At 30.6% G+C, this 17,780-nt stretch carries 13 protein-coding genes; 12 read left to right on the top strand and 1 reads right to left on the bottom strand.

The genetic code is table 11. From position 1 onward, the window contains the following. Positions 1-78 precede the first annotated feature (78 nt). The 8 genes from CLFE_RS18295 to CLFE_RS18260 all read left to right on the top strand — a co-directional run bounded on the left by CLFE_RS18295 (position 79) and on the right by CLFE_RS18260 (position 10,828). The gene (locus CLFE_RS18295) at positions 79-561 is read left to right on the top strand and encodes a tRNA (cytidine(34)-2'-O)-methyltransferase (RefSeq protein WP_077835566.1); all 483 of its coding nucleotides are present in this window, start codon (positions 79-81) and stop codon (positions 559-561) included. A gap of 16 nt (positions 562-577) precedes the next feature. After that, entirely contained in the window at positions 578-1,417 is an 840-nt protein-coding gene (locus CLFE_RS18290; protein WP_077835565.1) for a DegV family protein, read from the top strand. 250 nt (positions 1,418-1,667) lie between these two features. Next, entirely contained in the window at positions 1,668-2,735 is a 1,068-nt protein-coding gene (locus CLFE_RS18285) for a BMP family lipoprotein (RefSeq protein ID WP_077835564.1), read from the top strand. A gap of 95 nt (positions 2,736-2,830) precedes the next feature. Next, a complete protein-coding gene (locus CLFE_RS18280) occupies positions 2,831-4,369 on the top strand; it encodes an ABC transporter ATP-binding protein (RefSeq protein WP_077835563.1) in 1,539 nt (512 codons plus the stop codon). Positions 4,370-4,406: 37 nt separating this feature from the next. Continuing rightward, complete coding sequence (locus CLFE_RS18275) at positions 4,407-5,462, top strand: ABC transporter permease (RefSeq protein ID WP_077893918.1); 1,056 nt, start codon at positions 4,407-4,409, stop codon at positions 5,460-5,462. Then, positions 5,455-6,387, top strand: a complete 933-nt coding sequence (locus CLFE_RS18270; RefSeq protein WP_077893811.1) for an ABC transporter permease — start codon at positions 5,455-5,457, stop codon at positions 6,385-6,387. The genes CLFE_RS18275 and CLFE_RS18270 overlap by 8 nt, the downstream gene beginning before the upstream one ends. A 144-nt stretch (positions 6,388-6,531) precedes the next feature. After that, a complete protein-coding gene (locus CLFE_RS18265; RefSeq protein WP_250944600.1) occupies positions 6,532-8,142 on the top strand; it encodes an IS1182 family transposase in 1,611 nt (536 codons plus the stop codon). Between the two features lie 436 nt (positions 8,143-8,578). After that, on the top strand, positions 8,579-10,828 hold the full coding sequence (locus CLFE_RS18260) for a cellulase family glycosylhydrolase (protein WP_077895575.1): 2,250 nt from the start codon (positions 8,579-8,581) through the stop codon (positions 10,826-10,828). A 410-nt stretch (positions 10,829-11,238) separates the two neighbouring features. Here the strand turns inward: CLFE_RS18260 and CLFE_RS18255 are convergent, their stop codons facing one another. After that, positions 11,239-12,342 carry an IS4 family transposase gene (locus tag CLFE_RS18255; RefSeq protein ID WP_077895578.1) on the bottom strand — a complete coding sequence of 368 codons (1,104 nt, stop codon included), beginning with the start codon at positions 12,340-12,342 and terminating at the stop codon, positions 11,239-11,241. Positions 12,343-12,670: 328 nt separating this feature from the next. On the opposite strand from CLFE_RS18255, the gene rpoN reads away from it, so the two are divergent. The 4 genes from rpoN (at position 12,671) to CLFE_RS18235 (ending at position 17,698) form a co-directional block, all read left to right on the top strand. Beyond that, positions 12,671-14,056: an RNA polymerase factor sigma-54 gene (gene rpoN / locus CLFE_RS18250; RefSeq protein WP_207651400.1), complete on the top strand. Its 1,386-nt coding sequence runs from the start codon at positions 12,671-12,673 to the stop codon at positions 14,054-14,056. Between the two features lie 140 nt (positions 14,057-14,196). Continuing rightward, a complete protein-coding gene (locus tag CLFE_RS18245) occupies positions 14,197-15,234 on the top strand; it encodes a sugar-binding transcriptional regulator (protein ID WP_077835722.1) in 1,038 nt (345 codons plus the stop codon). Positions 15,235-15,376: 142 nt separating this feature from the next. Continuing rightward, complete coding sequence (gene gap, locus CLFE_RS18240) at positions 15,377-16,381, top strand: type I glyceraldehyde-3-phosphate dehydrogenase (RefSeq protein ID WP_077835723.1); 1,005 nt, start codon at positions 15,377-15,379, stop codon at positions 16,379-16,381. 123 nt (positions 16,382-16,504) lie between these two features. Continuing rightward, a complete protein-coding gene (locus CLFE_RS18235) occupies positions 16,505-17,698 on the top strand; it encodes a phosphoglycerate kinase (RefSeq protein ID WP_077894313.1) in 1,194 nt (397 codons plus the stop codon). The last annotated feature ends 82 nt before the right edge of the window (positions 17,699-17,780 follow it).

Raw genomic sequence — 17,780 nt, 5'->3', positions numbered from 1 at the left:
TTTTTACTATTTAAAAAGTTGCGCACTAGAATAAGTTATTGAAGTAATATATAATTACTACTTATAGGGGGGACACGTATGATTTTAGGACAAGAGAATTTAAATATAGTATTATTTGAACCGGAAATTCCTCAAAACACAGGAAACATAGCAAGGACATGTGTGCTTACTAATTCCAAATTACATTTAATAAAGCCACTTGGATTTAGCTTAGATGAGAAGCATCTTAAAAGAGCAGGACTTGACTATTGGAAGGATTTGGACATAACTTTATATGATTCTTATGAGGAATTAAGAGAAAAATATAAAGATGCTACTTTTTATTTTTCTACAACTCACGGTAAAGGCTTTTATGATGAGGTTAAATTTAAGCAAGGTGACTTTATTATTTTTGGAAGGGAATCTTGTGGGCTTCCGGATCAAATAAGGGAAAGTGATCCTGACAGGTGTATAAGGGTGCCTATGGTAAAAACATCTACTAGGTCACTTAATTTATCAAACACTGTTGCAATAGTTGCATATGAGGCTATAAGACAGATTGGTTTCCCAAATATGAAATAGAATGGGAGGAAAGTAAGTGGAAAAAATAAAAATAGTAACAGATAGTACTTGTGACTTACCAGAATATATAATAAGAAAGCACGATATAGATGTATTGCCACTTATGGTTAATGTAAAAGGTAAATCATATTTTGATGTTATAGATATAAATTTCAAACAACTTTCGAAGATAATGGACGAAGAAAATATATTTCCTACCACTTCTCAAGTTACACCAAAAAGATTTTGTGATTGTTTTTCAAAGTATATTGATGAAGGGTATAAAATTATATGTATAAATATGTCATCAAAAATGAGTGGAACATATCAATCGGCATGTATAGCAAAAGATATGCTTGAAACTGATAATATTGCTATTATTGATAGTCTTAATGTAACATCAGGACTTGGTGTCTTGGTTTTGAAGGCTTGCAGACTTAAAGAAGAAGGAAAAACATTTGAAGAAATTAAAAAAGAAATCTTAGAAACAGTTCCTCATGTAAAAAGTGCTCTTGCCTTTGAAAAGCTAGATAATTTAATCAAAGGTGGAAGATTATCTAAAACAGCAGGAACAATAGGAAATTTACTTGGAATAAAGCTTATACTTGAAGTTAAAGATGGAGAGATGGCAGTAAAAGATAAGGTACGTGGAAATAAAAAAGCAGCAAGATCGGTTTTGGATTGTATAAAAAAAGAAAGTATAAATAGAGAAGAAACATCCATACTATTAGATGCAGAGAACGAAGATATTTTACCAATACTAAGGCAACAGCTTATAGAAAATGAAAATAAATTTGTGGAATGTGAAGTTGGTTGTGTTGTTGGAGCACATTCGGGAACAAAAGCATGTGGAATATTTTTTATTGAGGAATTTTAATAAATTACTATAAAAGCACTTATTTTTTTATTAAATATTGATTTTTTTTCTAAAATAACGTATATTAATTAAGGGACTAAATTGTATACAATTATACTAAATAATACCTGAAATGTATACTGATCATTCAATAATATGGAAGTTTAATTTCGATTTTATTAATTACAGTTTAATTAAATTTATCCATATAATGTTTTTACGAACCTTATATGGATAAATTTTTTTATATAATTTTTAAGGGGGAAAATCGATGATGAAAAGGAAAACAATAGCTATTTTAACAACAGTTGTATTATTAGCTGGGTTATTTGCAGGCTGCAGTAGTTCAAGTAGTTCCACAACTAAAGATTCTAATAAAATAAAAGTGGGACTTTCGACTGACGAGGGTGGACTTAACGACAAATCCTTTAACCAAGGAGCAGATGAAGGTATAAAAAAAGCAGCAAAAGAATTTAATGTAGACTATAAAGCAATAGAGGCAAAGAAAAAAGATGATTATAAACCAAATTTACAATCATTAATAGATAATGATTCTGATTTGGTATTTGGTGTTGGTTACCAAATGGCAGATGATTTAGCTGATATGGCTAAGAAATATCCTAAGAAAGATTTTGCTATAATCGATAATGCATATGATAAGCAACCTAGTAATGTAGTTTCTCTTGTTTTTAAAGAGCAAGAAGGTTCATTTTTAGTTGGAGTTATAGCTGGAAAAATGACAAAAACAAACAAGATAGGTTTTGTAGGAGGAAAAGATCAACCTCTAATAAATAAGTTTTTAGCTGGATACATTGCAGGAGCAAAAACTGTTAATCCTAACATAACAGTAGAGAAAAACTTTACTAATGATTTTGCAGATACAACAAAAGGTAAAGAAGTTGCGACTTCTCTATATAATGGAGGTTGTGATATTGTTTATCACGCAGCTGGTGGTGCCGGAATTGGAGTATTTGATGTTGCACAATCTTTAAAGAGTCAAGGTAAGGATGTTTGGGCTATAGGTGTTGATAAGGATCAAGCAGTAGGACTTCCTAAATATGCAGATGTCATACTTACTAGTATGGTAAAGAGAGTTGACATAGCTACATATGATACTGTGAAGGCACTTGCAAAAGATAAAAAATTCAATGGTGGAAAAATTGAAAATTTCGGACTTAAAGAAAATGGAGTTGGAGTTGCTCCATCATCAAATAAACATGTACCAAGCGAAATTTTATCTTTAGTTGATAAATATAAACAGGCAATAATTGATGGAAAAATAGTTGTACCTGATACTGTTGATAAAGCACAGACTTTTAAGACAGATCAAATTAAATAAATTTCATAGTGTATTTTTTAGAAAAGCTGGGGTCACCTGGCTTTTCTAAAAATATTGTGAAATTTTAATTCGATAAGATATTGAGGAGGGTAAGCATGAACAAAGTAATCGAAATGAAAGGGATTACTAAAGTTTTTCCAGGCACTGTAGCTAATGATAATGTGGATTTTGAATTGCTTAAAAGTGAAACTCATGTTTTGTTAGGTGAAAATGGTGCAGGAAAAACTACACTAATGAATATTCTTTATGGCTTGTATACTCCTGAGAGAGGAGAAATCTTTGTTAACGGTAAGAGTCTTAAATTTAGTGGCCCAAATGATGCTATAAAAAATGGTATAGGTATGGTGCACCAACATTTTATGCTTGTTAGTAATTTTACTGTTGCTGAAAATATAGTTTTAGGAATGGAACCAAGAAAAGGAATCAAAATTGATATCAAAAAGGCAATTAGAGATGTAAAGGAATTATCCGATAAATATGGTTTTGCTATTGATCCTAAAGCATATATAGAAGATATATCAGTTGGCCAGCAGCAAAAAGTAGAGATTTTAAAGGCTATTTATAGGGGAGCAGATGTTTTAATATTAGATGAACCTACAGCGGTTTTAACACCTCAAGAAATAGACGAGTTAGGTGAAATAATTGAGAACCTAAAAAAAGAAGGAAAATCTGTAATACTTATCACACATAAGCTAAAAGAAGTAATGAAAATGAGTGATAGAGTTACAATCATAAGAAGAGGAAAAATAACAGGAACAGTTAATACTAAAGAAACCAATATAGATGAACTAGCTGAACTTATGGTAGGAAGAAAGGTTAAGCTCACTATTTCAAAAGAAGAAAGTAAAAGAGGAAGAGAAGTTTTAAAGGTTGAAGGACTTAAAGTTAAGGATCATAGAGATGTTTTAGCTGTAAAAGGCGTGGATTTAACTGTTGATGCCGGAGAAATATTAGGAATTGCAGGTGTTGATGGAAATGGACAGTCAGAATTTATAGAAGCTTTAACAGGTCTTAAAAAACCTGAAGAAGGAAAAATAATTTTTAACGGAAAAGATATTAGTGGAAAGTCATCAAAATATATCACTGACAGTGGAGTAGGACATATTCCAGAAGATAGACATAAAAGAGGATTAGTGCTTAGATATTCACTTTATGAAAACTCTATACTAGGCATGCATTATAAAAAACCTTTTTCAGGAGGTATAAGCATAAATTATAAAAAGGTTAGAGAGCATTGTAAAACTCTTATAGAGGAATTTGACATTAGAACACCAAATGATGAGGTAGAAGCGGCAGCTCTTTCTGGAGGAAATCAACAAAAATTAATTGCAGCTAGGGAAATATCTAAGAATCCTGATCTTTTAATAGCATCTCAACCTACAAGGGGACTTGATGTAGGAGCTATAGAATATATACATAAAAGAATTGTGCAGGAAAGAGATAAAGGCAAAGCCGTCCTTTTAGTTTCACTTGAACTTGATGAGGTATTGGCATTATCAGATAGGATAGCTGTTATGTATGACGGTAGTATAGTAGATATTTTAGACAGAAAAGACGCTGATGAGAAAAAAATAGGTATACTTATGGCGGGAGGAAACTTAGATAAGAAAGAGAGCGTGAACACTGGTGAGTAAAAAAGAAAATAAAATTTTATCAGGTATAATAAGTGGAATGAAAAGTTTAGCGTTTCCGTTATTTTCTGTATTTATTTCTTTATTTGTAGCTGTTTTCTTTGTAATGTGGGCTAAGGGCTATGCTATAACTGAATATTTTAGAGCACTTAGTGATCTTATAAATATTATAGTAAAGGGAAGCTTTGGAGATCAAACAAAAGCGCTTGATACTATGATTTATGTTACACCCCTTTTGTTTACTGGAGTAGCTAATGCGGTAGCTTTTAAGACTGGTTTGTTTAATATAGGAACAGAAGGACAATTTACACTTGGACTCTTATCAGCTGCAATAATTGGACTTATACCAGGCTTAAGTCCATGGATTCATGTTCCACTTATTATACTTGGAGGAATATTAGCCGGAGGATTATGGGCAGCAGTGCCAGGTTTTCTTAAAGCTAAATTTGGTACTAACGAGGTTATAAATAGTATAATGATGAATTACATAGCTTTGTACTTAGTTAATCTTATTGTTCTTAGAACTCCTATAGGAATACCTAAAAAATCAACTACTCCTGTAATAAAAGGGAGTGCTCAATTACTTCAATTTAGTTCAACCAGCAGTGCTAATATAGGACTTATTATAGGACTTTTCTGTGCAATACTTGTTTTTTGGATTTTATCAAAAACTGTTTTGGGATATGAACTTAGAGCAGTAGGAACAAGTCCGCTTGCAGCTGAATATGGCGGCATTAGTAAAGCAAAAAATATAATATTTGCTATGGTTATATCTGGAGCTATTGCAGGACTTGGTGGGGCAGTACATCTTGCAGGATTTATGCATAGTACAACAGATATGAGCGGAAATTTAGGCTATGGCTTTGATGGAATATCAGTAGCACTTTTAGCTAAAAATAATCCTATAGGCTGTATTCCGGCGGCTATTCTTTTTGGAACCTTAGACAGTAGTTCAAGACTTCTTCAATTAAATAATATACCTAAAGAAATAGTTTACTTAATACAAGCGGTAGTTATAATATTTGTTTCTACAGATTATATAATTAAATATTTTAAAAACAAGAGGAGAAAAAAGGAGGTTGCTATAAATGGATAATTTATTGTTAGTGGTTGCGATAGCAGCAGCTACCTTTAGAATGGCAACTCCACTTATATTTACTGCAATCGGAGGAGTTTTTTCAGAGAAATCTGGCGTTGTTAACATAGGTCTTGATGGTATGATGACAATTGGTGCTTTCTTTGCAGTACTTGGTTCGTATTTAACTGGAAATGCTATTTTAGGACTATTATTTGCAGCGGTTGCAGGTGGCTTAATAGCTTTACTTCATGCATTTTTAAGTATAAATTTAAAAGCGGATCAGGTAATTTCCGGTACTGCAATAAATTTATTTTCTACAGCATTTGCGAGTTTTTTGATATTTAGATTTTTTCACAAGGGCGGACAGACAGACATAGTAAAGGGAATCACTTTTGGAGTTCCTAAGTTTATTAAAAATATACCAATTTTAGGTCAGTTTATTTCTGGTTTAAATTGGTTTGTATTTGGAGCTATAATATTAGTTATAGTAGCTAATTTTGTATTATTTAAAACACCTATTGGACTTAGAATAAGAGCTGTGGGTGAACATCCTAAAGCAGCTGACACTATGGGAATAAGTGTATATAAAGTTAGATATCTTTGTGTAGTACTTTCAGGTGTTCTTGCAGGTATAGGAGGAGCATCCTTATCAATAGGTATGACACCTATATATAGGGAAGGGATGGTTTCAGGCAGGGGATATATAGCGATTGCAGCAATGATATTTGGTAATTGGAAGCCTAAAGGAGCATTTTGGGCGTGTCTGTTATTCGCTTTCGGTAATGCGCTAGAAATTAATGCAAGAAATTTAGGGTTTTCCATACCGGATGAGATATATTCAATGATACCATATGTTTTAACTATGCTTGCTTTAGCCGGTTTTGTTGGTAAAACTATAGCACCAGCTGCAGATGGAGTACCATACGAAAAGGGAGAAAGATAATAATTATAAAATACACAGCATTATATAAAATAAAAGCAATAAAAGGGGCTGTTGCAAAACTAAAAAATAGTTTTGCAATAGCTCCTTTGTTGTATATAAAAAATGTGAGTTCCGAAGAACTCACATTGATTGTATAATTAAATTATGAACGTAACTAAATTATACACAAAAAATTATAATCAATTTAATGATAATTTGCAACTTATATTACCATTAAATTTAGAAAACTTAATACCAGAAGATGATTCGGTTCGTTTGCTAAGCTATTTGTTGGAGGGATTAAATTATAAAAAATTGTACAAGGCGTATTCTTCCGTAGGAAGAAAATCAGCAGTTGAACCCAAAATCATGTTCAAAATAATATCTTATGCTTATTCTCAAAATATTTATTCAAGTAGAAAGATAGAAAAAGCATGCAAAAGAGATATAAATTTCAAATGGCTACTTCAAGGCTTTAAAGCACCTGATCACGCTACTATAAGTAGATTTCGAAAAAAATATCTTTCAAATGAAGTGATTGAAGATTTATTTTATCAACAAGTTAACTATTTAGCTAAAGAAAAAGAATTATTATTTGAAAATGTATTTATCGATGGTACTAAAATTGAGGCAAATGCCAACCGATATACTTTTGTTTGGAAGAAAGCTATTTATAAAAATGAAGGTAAGATGTTTGATAAAATTATTGCTCTTGTTAAAACCATTAATCTTGAAAGATTAATGAAATTCACTATTGAGAGAGAAACTTTGATTGATGATATAAACAAAATTCTTCAATGGCTTTTATTTGAAAAAGAAAAAAGAAATATAGAGTTTGTTCATGGAATCGGTAAAAGAAAAACTGCAATTCAAAAGTGGATAGAACAACTATCACAATATAAAGAAAGACAAGAAAAATATAATTTAAGTAAGAAAATATTTTCAAAAAGAAATAGCTATTCTAAAACTGATACTGATGCAACTTTCATGCATATGAAAGATGATCATATGAGAAATGGTCAATTAAAACCTGCCTATAATGTACAAATAGCAGTTGATAGTGAATATGTAACTGGTGTTGGAGTATTTGATGATAGAAATGATATAGCAACATTAATACCAATGATTACTAATATGCAAGAAAAAATTGGTCATAAATATACTAATGTGATTGCAGATTCTGGTTACGAAAGTGAAGAAAACTATTTGTTTTTAGAGTCTAATAATCAAATACCATATATAAAACCTCAAACTTATGAGAAATGGAAAAAAAGAAGTTTTAAAAACGACATCAGTAAGCGTGAAAATATGAAATATGATGTTAAAACAGATACATATATTTGTCATAATAATAGAAAATTATTCCCATCATATATTATTCATAAAAAATCTGCAAGTGGGTATACGTCTGAGGTTACTGTTTATGAATGTGAAAATTGCGATAACTGCACTTTGAAATCAAAGTGCACAAAAGCAAAGAATAACCGAAAAATGCAGGTTTCAAAGACTTTTATTAAAAAGCGTCAAATTTCATACAACAATATCAAAACTGAATTGGGAACTAAATTGAGAATGAACAGATCTATTCAAGTTGAAGGTGCGTTTGGAATTTTAAAAAGCGACTATGAATTCAAAAGATTTTTAACACGTGGAAAAAATAGTGTAAAAACTGAATTTATTTTGCTTTGTTTTGGATATAACATTAACAAATTACATTTAAAAATCCAAAATGAAAGAACTCAAAAGTATCTTCACGAATTAAAAACTATTTCCTAATTATGGAATAATATAGTTAGGTTTATTTTAGTGCGTCAAAATCTCATGGAAATTCAAATAATTAATATAGTATTTAAAATATTAGGCAATTTTATAGCTTAAACAAAAAAAGAGCATCGCTCATGATTAATTTTAATCATTTTGCGACACTCCCTTTTTTTATATGATAAGTTAAATAAAAAATTTAATATACATATATGTTATAATGTGACAAAAAATATTCATTTTAACAAAATAAATTAGTAAGTTTAAAAAAAATTCAAATTAAATTAATTTTTTTAATAAATTCAATGGAATTATATTGTAAAATAAGGAATTGTATTATATAATGGCATTAGGGATCCCGCAATAATATAATAATCTAGATAACGTTTACAAAATATTGAAGGCGAGGTGTACTGATTTTATAAATTTACTTTATAAAACAGAGCAAAATATGAAAAAGAACAGAAGAAAAATTTTAAGTTTACCAATATTTTTTGTTTTATTAATGTTTGTTGCATCAAATGTTGGTATTATAAAAATTAAAGCAAGTGGTTTAACACCAGTTGAAAAAAATGGACAACTAAGAGTTTCAGGAAGTAAATTATTAAATTCAAGTGGTGAGCCTATTCAATTAAAAGGTATGAGTAGCTTTGGTATACAATACTCGCCGCAGTTTGTAAATTATGATGCTATGAAATATTTAAGAGATAACTGGGGAATGAATGTATTTAGAGTTGCAATGTATACTGATGGTGATGGTGGATATATATTTAATAAGGCAGCATGCAAAGCAAAAGTTGAGTCAGCAATAAATGATGCTCAAAAATTAGGTATTTATGTAATTGTAGACTGGCATATGTTTAATAATCCTCAAACTGATAAAAGTCAGTCAAAGGAATTCTTTAATGAAATTTCAAGTGAATACAAAAATTCACCAAATGTAATTTATGAAATAGCAAATGAACCATGTGGTGATGTAACTTGGAGCAGAGATGTAAAACCATATGCAAATGAAGTTATACCAGTTATTAGAGCTAACTCACCTAATTCAATAGTTATAGTTGGTAGTCCTTCTTGGAGTCAATCTGTTTTAGATCCTGCAAATGATCCTTTGAGTTTTAGCAATATAATGTATGCTTGTCATTTTTATGCTGGAACACATGGACAATGGCTTAGAGATAATATAAGCCAAGCTCTTAGCAAAAACATAGCTTTATTTGCTACAGAGTGGGGAACAAGTGATTGCAATGGTAGTGGAGGAACATATATACCGGAATCACAACAGTGGGTAGATTTTATGACTCAAAACAAAATAAGTTGGACAAATTGGGTTTTAGATGATGCATATGCATCAGCATCAATGTTAAAACCAGGCAGCAACCCTAATGGAGGCTGGACTGACAATGATTTGACTGAGTCAGGAAAGTTTGTAAAAGCAGCTATGCTTCAAAATAATACACCAACAACAGGTGGAAACACAACACCAACAACAGGTGGAAACACAACACCAACAACAGGTGGAAACACAACACCAACAACAGGTGGAAATACAACACCAACAACAGGTGGAAACACAACACCAACAACAGGTGGAAACACAACACCAACAACAGGTGGAAATACAACGCCAACAACAGGTGGAAATACAACACCAACAACAGGATCTGTTATAGATAGTAATAAAACATATAAGATAATATCTTCAAGTACAGGTAAAGTTTTAAATGTAAGAAATTATAGTTCACAAAGTGGTGCACAAATAGAAGAGTTAGTTGATGTTGGTGCATTATCAGAACAATGGAAGATAGCAGATTTAGGAAATGGAAGTTATAAAATTACATCAGCACTTAGTAATTTTAGTTTAGATGGTGGTGTAAGTACCCAAGGTAGTGATGTTAAACAATACCAATATTCAGGAGCAAGTAGTCAGCAATGGAATATTGAAAAAATAAGTGCTAATACTTATAAAATAACAAGTAAGGCAAGTGGTTTATCATTAGAAACTACTGGAATATATGATAGTGCTAATATTCAACTTTGGAATTATGCAGGAAAAGGAACTCAGCAATGGATAATTTCAGACATTAATGCAACAAACACAACACCAAGTACAGGCGGAAACACAACACCAAGTACAGGTGGAAACACAACACCAAGTACAGGTGGAAACACAACACCAAGTACAGGTGGAAACACAACACCAAGTACAGGTGGAAGCACAACACCAAGTACAGGTGGAAATACAACACCAACTACAGGAACTGTTATAGATAGTAGTAAAACATATAAAATAATATCTTCAAGTACAGGTAAAGTTTTAAATGTAAGAAATTATAGTTCACAAAGTGGTGCACAAATAGAAGAGTTAGTTGATGTTAATGCATTATCAGAACAATGGAAGATAACAGATTTAGGAAATGGAAGTTATAAAATCACATCAGCACTTAGTAATTTTAGCTTAGATGGTGGTGTAAGCACTCAAGGTAGTGATGTTAAACAATATCAATATTCAGGAGCAAATAGTCAACAATGGAATATTGAGAAAATAGGTGCTAATACTTATAAAATAACAAGTAAGGCAAGTGGTTTAGCATTAGAAACTACTGGAATATATGATAGTGCTAATATTCAACTTTGGAATTATTCGGGAAAAGGAACTCAACAATGGATAATTTCAGATGTAAATGCAGCAGTTAAGTAATAATCGTAGTTTAGCAGAACAGTGGAAAATAGCTGATTTGGGCAATAGAAACTACAGAATTTCTTCTGCATTAGGTAGTTTTGCTTTAGATAGAGCTTGAACTTGTGATTGTTTTAATGTTCAGCTATAGAAGTATTGCGGTTCTAATAATTAACAGCAAATACTTAAGGCTGTTAAATGAGTCAAATTAAACTTAAACAAAATAGAAGGTGGGGTTTTAGGCTTCTAGTGTTGCATTAATACAATAAAATACTATTGACATTTAAAAAGGTAGTTATTGGATTATAATAAAATCCGATAACTACCTTTAATATTGGGTTATTATATTTTAAAAAGAAAAAAATACCATTTAGTAGTTGTAATTATCCCATTATCCACATCATTAAATTTTAAATATTTGCAACTGCTTATTAGCCTGTCCTGAAATACTCACAAATATCTTCGTCATAAAATTCCAATAAGTTGCTTCTCACAAATCGTGTTAACAATAGCATGGAGTACTTAGCTTTAGTAACCTTACAGCATAAATATATAAGCATATAAGATATAAGAGCAGAAAATATCTGAATTCTCACTGCATTTTCATTATAACCTATAAATTTCTTTATCCTTAAGTTTTGTTTTATCCACTTAAAAAATAGCTCTATTTCCCACCTATGTTTATATATTTTTATTATATCTTCTGCAGGAAGATCAAAGATATTAGTTACAAAAGTAACAGGTTCTCCTTCATCATCAAAAGTCATTATTTCTCTATAATTTTTAAAAGTTAAATTGCCTCCTAGAGTAGAGCCTAAGATAACTTCAGTATCATAAATATTTTCGCTAAGATTTGATCTTAGCATTCTTTCCTCCATAATGATTGCATTTTTTATTCCTCTTGTAACAAATTGTATTCCTTGTTCTGTTAATTTATCATACCAACGATAATCATAATATCCTCTGTCAAATACATGGATAGCATTCTTGTTCTCAAATAAACCATCAATACATTTTCTATCATTAACTTGCCCTTTAACAATATTTATCTTCTCTGGAAACTCTCCATTAAAAAGAGTACTGATTTTAATAGCTGCTCTTTTATCATCTATCTTTAGATGAGGTGCTAGATTTAAAGCAACTAATATTACAGTAGAATCTATTATTTTTATTGGTGGAATATCTTTGAAAATCCTAACGTCTCCAAATCTTCTCTTAGCTTTATCAACTAAATGATAGAAAATATCTTCAAAAATTCTATAATCACGCGCAGCGTTTTTGCGTGAAAACTGTGAAACACTTGGTACATTGATAAGTTTTTTTAGTTTCTTATTTGCAGATATTTCACCTTCAGCCTCTCTTAAACTCCTGCAGCCTTTTATATTAAGGTAAATCATCGAATTTATGTGAGATCTTGTGTCAAAGTGATGGCTCCTATAATCACCATTATATTTATTTATAGTTTTAGTAATAAAACTTCCTCCAATTTCCTCTATTAATTTATGAAAAACTAATTTACTATTAATCTTGAACATAAAAATAGACCTCCTTGTGTTTGGTTTCTCGTCAAAACCATTAAAACACAAATTGGTCTATTTTTTTATCATTAATTTTTTCCAATAATATTTGTCAACAAGTATTATTTACTTTAATGCAACACTAGAAGGTTTTAGGCTCCTCCTTTTATTTTTATAAAATTTTCATGGTAAAATAATTATAAATATGAAAAAAATATTTTTTTTTGCAAAATATGATATTATATAAGAGAATATAAAATATTTAATGTATAATTGATATTTAGATATGATATAATTAGATTAATAGATTGTATATATAATTAAAATTTGGGTGAAAAAAATGAATTTGAATTTTGAATTGAATTTAACTCAGCAGCAAAAACTAGTAATGACTCAACAAATGCAGATGTCAATTAAACTTCTTCAAATGTCTAATATAGAATTAAATGATTATATAAAGAGAGAATTAGAGGAAAACCCTCTTTTAGAAGGAAAAGAGCGACAAAATGATAAGGAATATAGGTCGGACATGAGTAAAGTAGATTATAAAGAGTTTATAAAATATCTTGATTTTGATAACTATACTCATGAAAATTATCACTATAGAAATGAAGAGGAGGAGGTATCGCCTTTTAATTTTATCGGAAATAAAAAGTCATTTACAGAGTATTTATTAGATCAGCTTGGGGAAATCAGTATAGACCGATATACTAGACCTATATGTGAGTATATAATAGAAAATCTAAATAGTAACGGATATTTACCAGATACAATAGAAGACATATCACAGGATTTACACAAAAATTTAAAAAGTGTGGAAAAGGCACTTGAGATAGTACAATCCTTAGATCCTAGCGGTGTAGGTGCTAGAGATATATCAGAATGTTTAAAATTACAGATTAAAAGAAAAAATGTAAACGATATTACCTTAATGGAAATAGTGGATAAGCATTTAGCTGATATAGCTGAAAATAAGTATAGTTTAATGGCTAAGGAGCTAAATATAGACCCTAAAGAAGCACAAGAATATGGAGATTATATAAAAAGTCTTGAACCTAAACCATCAAGAGGTTTCTACACAGGGGATGAAGTTAAATATGTAGTTCCAGACGCATTTATAAGAAAAATAGACAATGATTTTTATGTAATAATGAATGATAGTTCACTTCCTAAATTATCGATAAATAGTACTTATAAAAATATTTTAAATAATGAAAATGATAAAAAGGATGTTGAATATGTAAAAGAAAAGCTTAATAGTGCTATGTTTTTGCTTAAAAGTATAGAACAAAGAAAAAGTACATTATATGAGGTTTTAAATGAAATATTGAAATACCAAAATGATTATTTTAATGGAATAACTAATTATTTAAAACCAATGACACTTAAAGATATTTCTGAGAAATTAGAGATTCATGAATCTACTGTAAGTAGAGCTATAAGAGAAAAGTATGTTTATGTTGATACAAAAGGTCTATTAAAAATAAGGGACATGTTTACTACGGGAATATCAACATCAGTTAATCAAGCTAATAAAGAAGATTTATCAACACAGAAAATAAAAAATGAAATTAAAGAATTGATTGCAAAGGAAGAGAAAGAAAGTCCTCTGTCAGATCAGAAAATTTCAGAAGTTTTAAAGGAAAAAGGTATGAATATTTCGAGAAGAACTGTAGCAAAATATAGAGAAGAGATAGGAATAAAATCATCTGCTAAAAGGAAACGTTATTAAAATGTGTTAAACTAATAGTATTTATGAAAAAAATATATTTTTTTCATAAATACTATTTAAAAATTTTTTTTTTTATTTTATAATATAAGTGGGACATGAATTAAGATGCTGGGACTTTATATGTCCAGCGAGGTGATTTAATGCATGAAATTTTAAAATTACAGCAAAAAATTGTTCCTGAGCTTATGGAGTTGCTTGAAAAGAGATATGATATTCTAAGGACTATAAAATACAATCAACCTATTGGTAGAAGAATATTAGCTAATAAGATAGGTATAGGTGAAAGAGTTGTTAGAACTGAGATAAGCTTTTTAAAAAAGCAAAACCTTATAAATATAAGTAATCCAGGAATGTCAGTTACAAAAGATGGAGAAGAAATAATTGATAAGCTTAAAAATTTTATAAAAGAATTCAAAGGGTTAACAGAAATTGAAGAAATTATAAAAGAGAAGCTTAATATAAAGAAAGTTATAATAGTGCCAGGCGATATTGATGAAGATAGTACAGTTATGAATGAAATTGGAAGAACAGCTGCTAAATTCATACAGAGTATAATACTAGATGGAGATATTGTGGCAATTAGTGGTGGTACTACAATGAAAAGTCTTGTCGATAATTATAGTTATTCACCAAGATATCAGAATACAGTGGTTGTTCCAGCAAGAGGCGGTATGGAAAGAAATTTGCAAACAGAAGCTAATACATTAGCTGCCAATTTTGCTGATAAATTGGGTGCTAGCTATAAATTGATACATGTTCCAGATAATTTAAGTAATGAAGCTTTAAGTACCATAATCAATGAAAAAAGCATAAAAAATGCAATTGATACTATACGTAAAGCTGATATAATTATTTATGGAGTTGGAAGAGCTGACGAAATGAGTAGTAAAAGAGGTTTAAGTGATGAAGAAATTTCTCATATATTGGGAAATGGATCTGTTGCAGAAGCTTTTGGGTATTATTTCGACAAAGAAGGAAATGTAGTTTATCATACTCCATCATTAGGATTAAAAACAGAGGATATTAGAAAAGCTAAAAATATTGTGGCGGTTGCAGGTAGCAAGTCTAAAGCAGAAGCTATTGTGGCAACTCAAATAAGTGGCAGTAAAAGAAGTGTTCTTATAACTGATGAGGGAACCTCTAAAGAAATAATGAGAATACTAAAAGTCACTAATTAATATTAAATTATCTATTTGCTGTAGATATATATTTTTTCACGCATTAAAATGTTTTGTGTGTCTATGGCAGCTTATATTATCAGCTAATAATTATATTTTTGATATAATTTTAGATATTAAAAAATTTTTGGAGGTAGTTAGAATGGCAAAGATAGCTATTAATGGTTTTGGAAGAATAGGAAGATTAGCTTTAAGAAGAATTCTTGAGGTACCTGGATTGGAAGTTGTTGCAATAAACGACTTAACTGATGCAAAAATGTTAGCACACTTATTTAAATATGATTCATCACAAGGAAGATTTAATGGAGAAATCGAAGTTAAAGAAGGAGCTTTCGTAGTAAACGGAAAAGAAGTTAAAGTTTTTGCTGAAGCAGATCCTGAAAAATTACCTTGGGGAGATCTTGGAATAGACGTTGTTCTTGAATGTACTGGATTCTTTACAAAGAAAGAAAAAGCAGAAGCTCACGTAAGAGCAGGCGCTAAGAAAGTTGTTATATCAGCTCCAGCTGGAAACGACTTAAAGACAATAGTTTTCAATGTTAACAATGCAGATCTTGATGGAACAGAAACAGTTATATCAGGTGCATCATGCACAACTAACTGCTTAGCTCCAATGGTTAAAGTATTAAACGATAAATTCGGATTAGAAAAAGGATTCATGACTACAGTTCATGCTTACACTAATGACCAAAATACATTAGACGGCCCACACAGAAAAGGAGATTTCAGAAGAGCAAGAGCTGCTGCTGGAAGCATAATCCCTAACTCAACTGGTGCTGCTAAAGCTATAGGTCAAGTTATACCTGAATTAAAAGGTAAATTAGACGGTGGTGCTCAAAGAGTTCCAGTTATAACTGGTTCAATAACTGAATTAGTTTCAACTTTAAAAACTAAAGTTACAGTAGAAGAAATCAATGCAGCAATGAAAGCAGCTGCTAATGAATCATTCGGATACACTGAAGATGAAATAGTTTCTTCAGACGTTATCGGAATCAACTTTGGTTCATTATTTGATGCTACTCAAACTAGAGTAATGGAAGTTGAAGGACAACAATTAGTTAAAACTGCTTCTTGGTATGATAATGAAATGTCATACACTTCACAATTAGTTAGAACTTTAGAGTACTTTGCAAAAATTGCAAAATAGTTTAAAGTAATACATTAATTTGAATAGTTTAAATTAAGACATAGTAAAAAGGTCTGGTTTTATAGTTAAACGGCTATGAGGCTGGACCTTTTATAAAATATAAAGTTATATGAGGTGAATAATATGAAGTTTAATAAAAAAACTATTGAAGATATAGATGTTAAAAATAAAAGAGTATTGGTAAGATGCGATTTCAATGTACCTTTAAAGGACGGAGTAATAACTGACGAAAACAGACTTAATGGAGCACTTCCAACTATAAAATATCTTTCAGAACATGGCGGAAAGGTTATACTTTGCTCACATCTTGGAAAAGCAAAGGGACCAGATCCTTCAAAAACTTTAGCTCCAGTTGCTAAAAGATTAAGCGAATTACTAGGACGTGAAGTTAAATTTGCTGCTGATGATACAGTTGTTGGCGAAAATGCTAAAAAGGCTGTAGCTGAACTTAAAGAAGGAGAAATAGTTCTTCTTGAAAATACAAGATTCAGACCAGAAGAAGGAAAAAATGATGATGCATTTTCAAAAGAATTAGCTTCACTTGCAGATGTGTATGTTAATGATGCATTTGGAACTGCTCATAGAGCACACTGTTCAACAGTAGGAGTAACTAAATTCGTAGACACTGCTGTATGCGGATACTTAATCCAAAAAGAATTAAAATTCTTAGGATCAGCTGTTGAAAATCCAGTTAGACCTTTTGTTGCAATACTTGGAGGAGCAAAAGTTTCTGATAAAATCAACGTTATAAACAACTTACTTGAAAAAGTTGATACATTAATAATCGGAGGCGGAATGGCTTATACATTCTTAAAAGCTCAAGGATATACAATAGGAACTTCACTTCTTGAAGCAGACAAAGTTGATTATTCTAAAGAAATGATGGAAAAAGCTAAAGCTAAAGGAGTAAAATTACTTCTTCCAGTAGATAACATAGTTGGAGCTGAATTTAAGGAAGATACAAAGCCAGTTACAACTGAAGATGCTAACATACCAGAAGGATTTATGGGATTAGACATTGGACCAAAAACTCAAAAGCTTTATGCAGATGCTATTAAAGAAGCTAAAACTGTTGTTTGGAATGGACCTATGGGAGTATTTGAATTCGAAAACTTTGCTAAAGGAACAAAAGATGTTGCAAAAGCTATGGCTGAAGCAGATGCAACAACTGTTATAGGTGGAGGAGATAGTGCTGCTGCTGTTAATCAGTTAGGATTTGGAGACAAAATGACTCATATTTCAACTGGAGGCGGAGCTTCACTTGAATTCTTAGAAGGAAAAGAACTTCCAGGAATAGTTGCTCTTAACGATAAATAATCAATAATAATTATTAATAAATAATATTTACAAATTAAAACTAAGTGCTATAATGTAATTAAGGATAAATATGTGAAACTGT

The sequence above is a fragment of the Clostridium felsineum DSM 794 genome, assembly GCF_002006355.2.
Classification (GTDB): domain Bacteria; phylum Bacillota; class Clostridia; order Clostridiales; family Clostridiaceae; genus Clostridium_S; species Clostridium_S felsineum.
This window is presented reverse-complemented; position numbering and strand designations above follow the sequence as displayed.

Excerpts from the sequence above, each read along its gene's own strand:
- CLFE_RS18295 (WP_077835566.1), top strand. The coding sequence starts at position 79 with ATGATTTTAGGACAAGAGAATTTAAATATAGTATTATTTGAACCGGAA.
- CLFE_RS18285 (WP_077835564.1), top strand. The coding sequence starts at position 1,668 with ATGATGAAAAGGAAAACAATAGCTATTTTAACAACAGTTGTATTATTA.
- CLFE_RS18280 (WP_077835563.1), top strand. The coding sequence starts at position 2,831 with ATGAACAAAGTAATCGAAATGAAAGGGATTACTAAAGTTTTTCCAGGC.
- CLFE_RS18275 (WP_077893918.1), top strand. The coding sequence starts at position 4,407 with ATGAAAAGTTTAGCGTTTCCGTTATTTTCTGTATTTATTTCTTTATTT.
- CLFE_RS18270 (WP_077893811.1), top strand. The coding sequence starts at position 5,455 with ATGGATAATTTATTGTTAGTGGTTGCGATAGCAGCAGCTACCTTTAGA.
- CLFE_RS18265 (WP_250944600.1), top strand. The coding sequence starts at position 6,532 with ATGAACGTAACTAAATTATACACAAAAAATTATAATCAATTTAATGAT.
- CLFE_RS18260 (WP_077895575.1), top strand. The coding sequence starts at position 8,579 with ATGAAAAAGAACAGAAGAAAAATTTTAAGTTTACCAATATTTTTTGTT.
- CLFE_RS18255 (WP_077895578.1), bottom strand. The coding sequence starts at position 12,342 with ATGTTCAAGATTAATAGTAAATTAGTTTTTCATAAATTAATAGAGGAA.
- CLFE_RS18245 (WP_077835722.1), top strand. The coding sequence starts at position 14,197 with ATGCATGAAATTTTAAAATTACAGCAAAAAATTGTTCCTGAGCTTATG.
- gap (WP_077835723.1), top strand. The coding sequence starts at position 15,377 with ATGGCAAAGATAGCTATTAATGGTTTTGGAAGAATAGGAAGATTAGCT.
- CLFE_RS18235 (WP_077894313.1), top strand. The coding sequence starts at position 16,505 with ATGAAGTTTAATAAAAAAACTATTGAAGATATAGATGTTAAAAATAAA.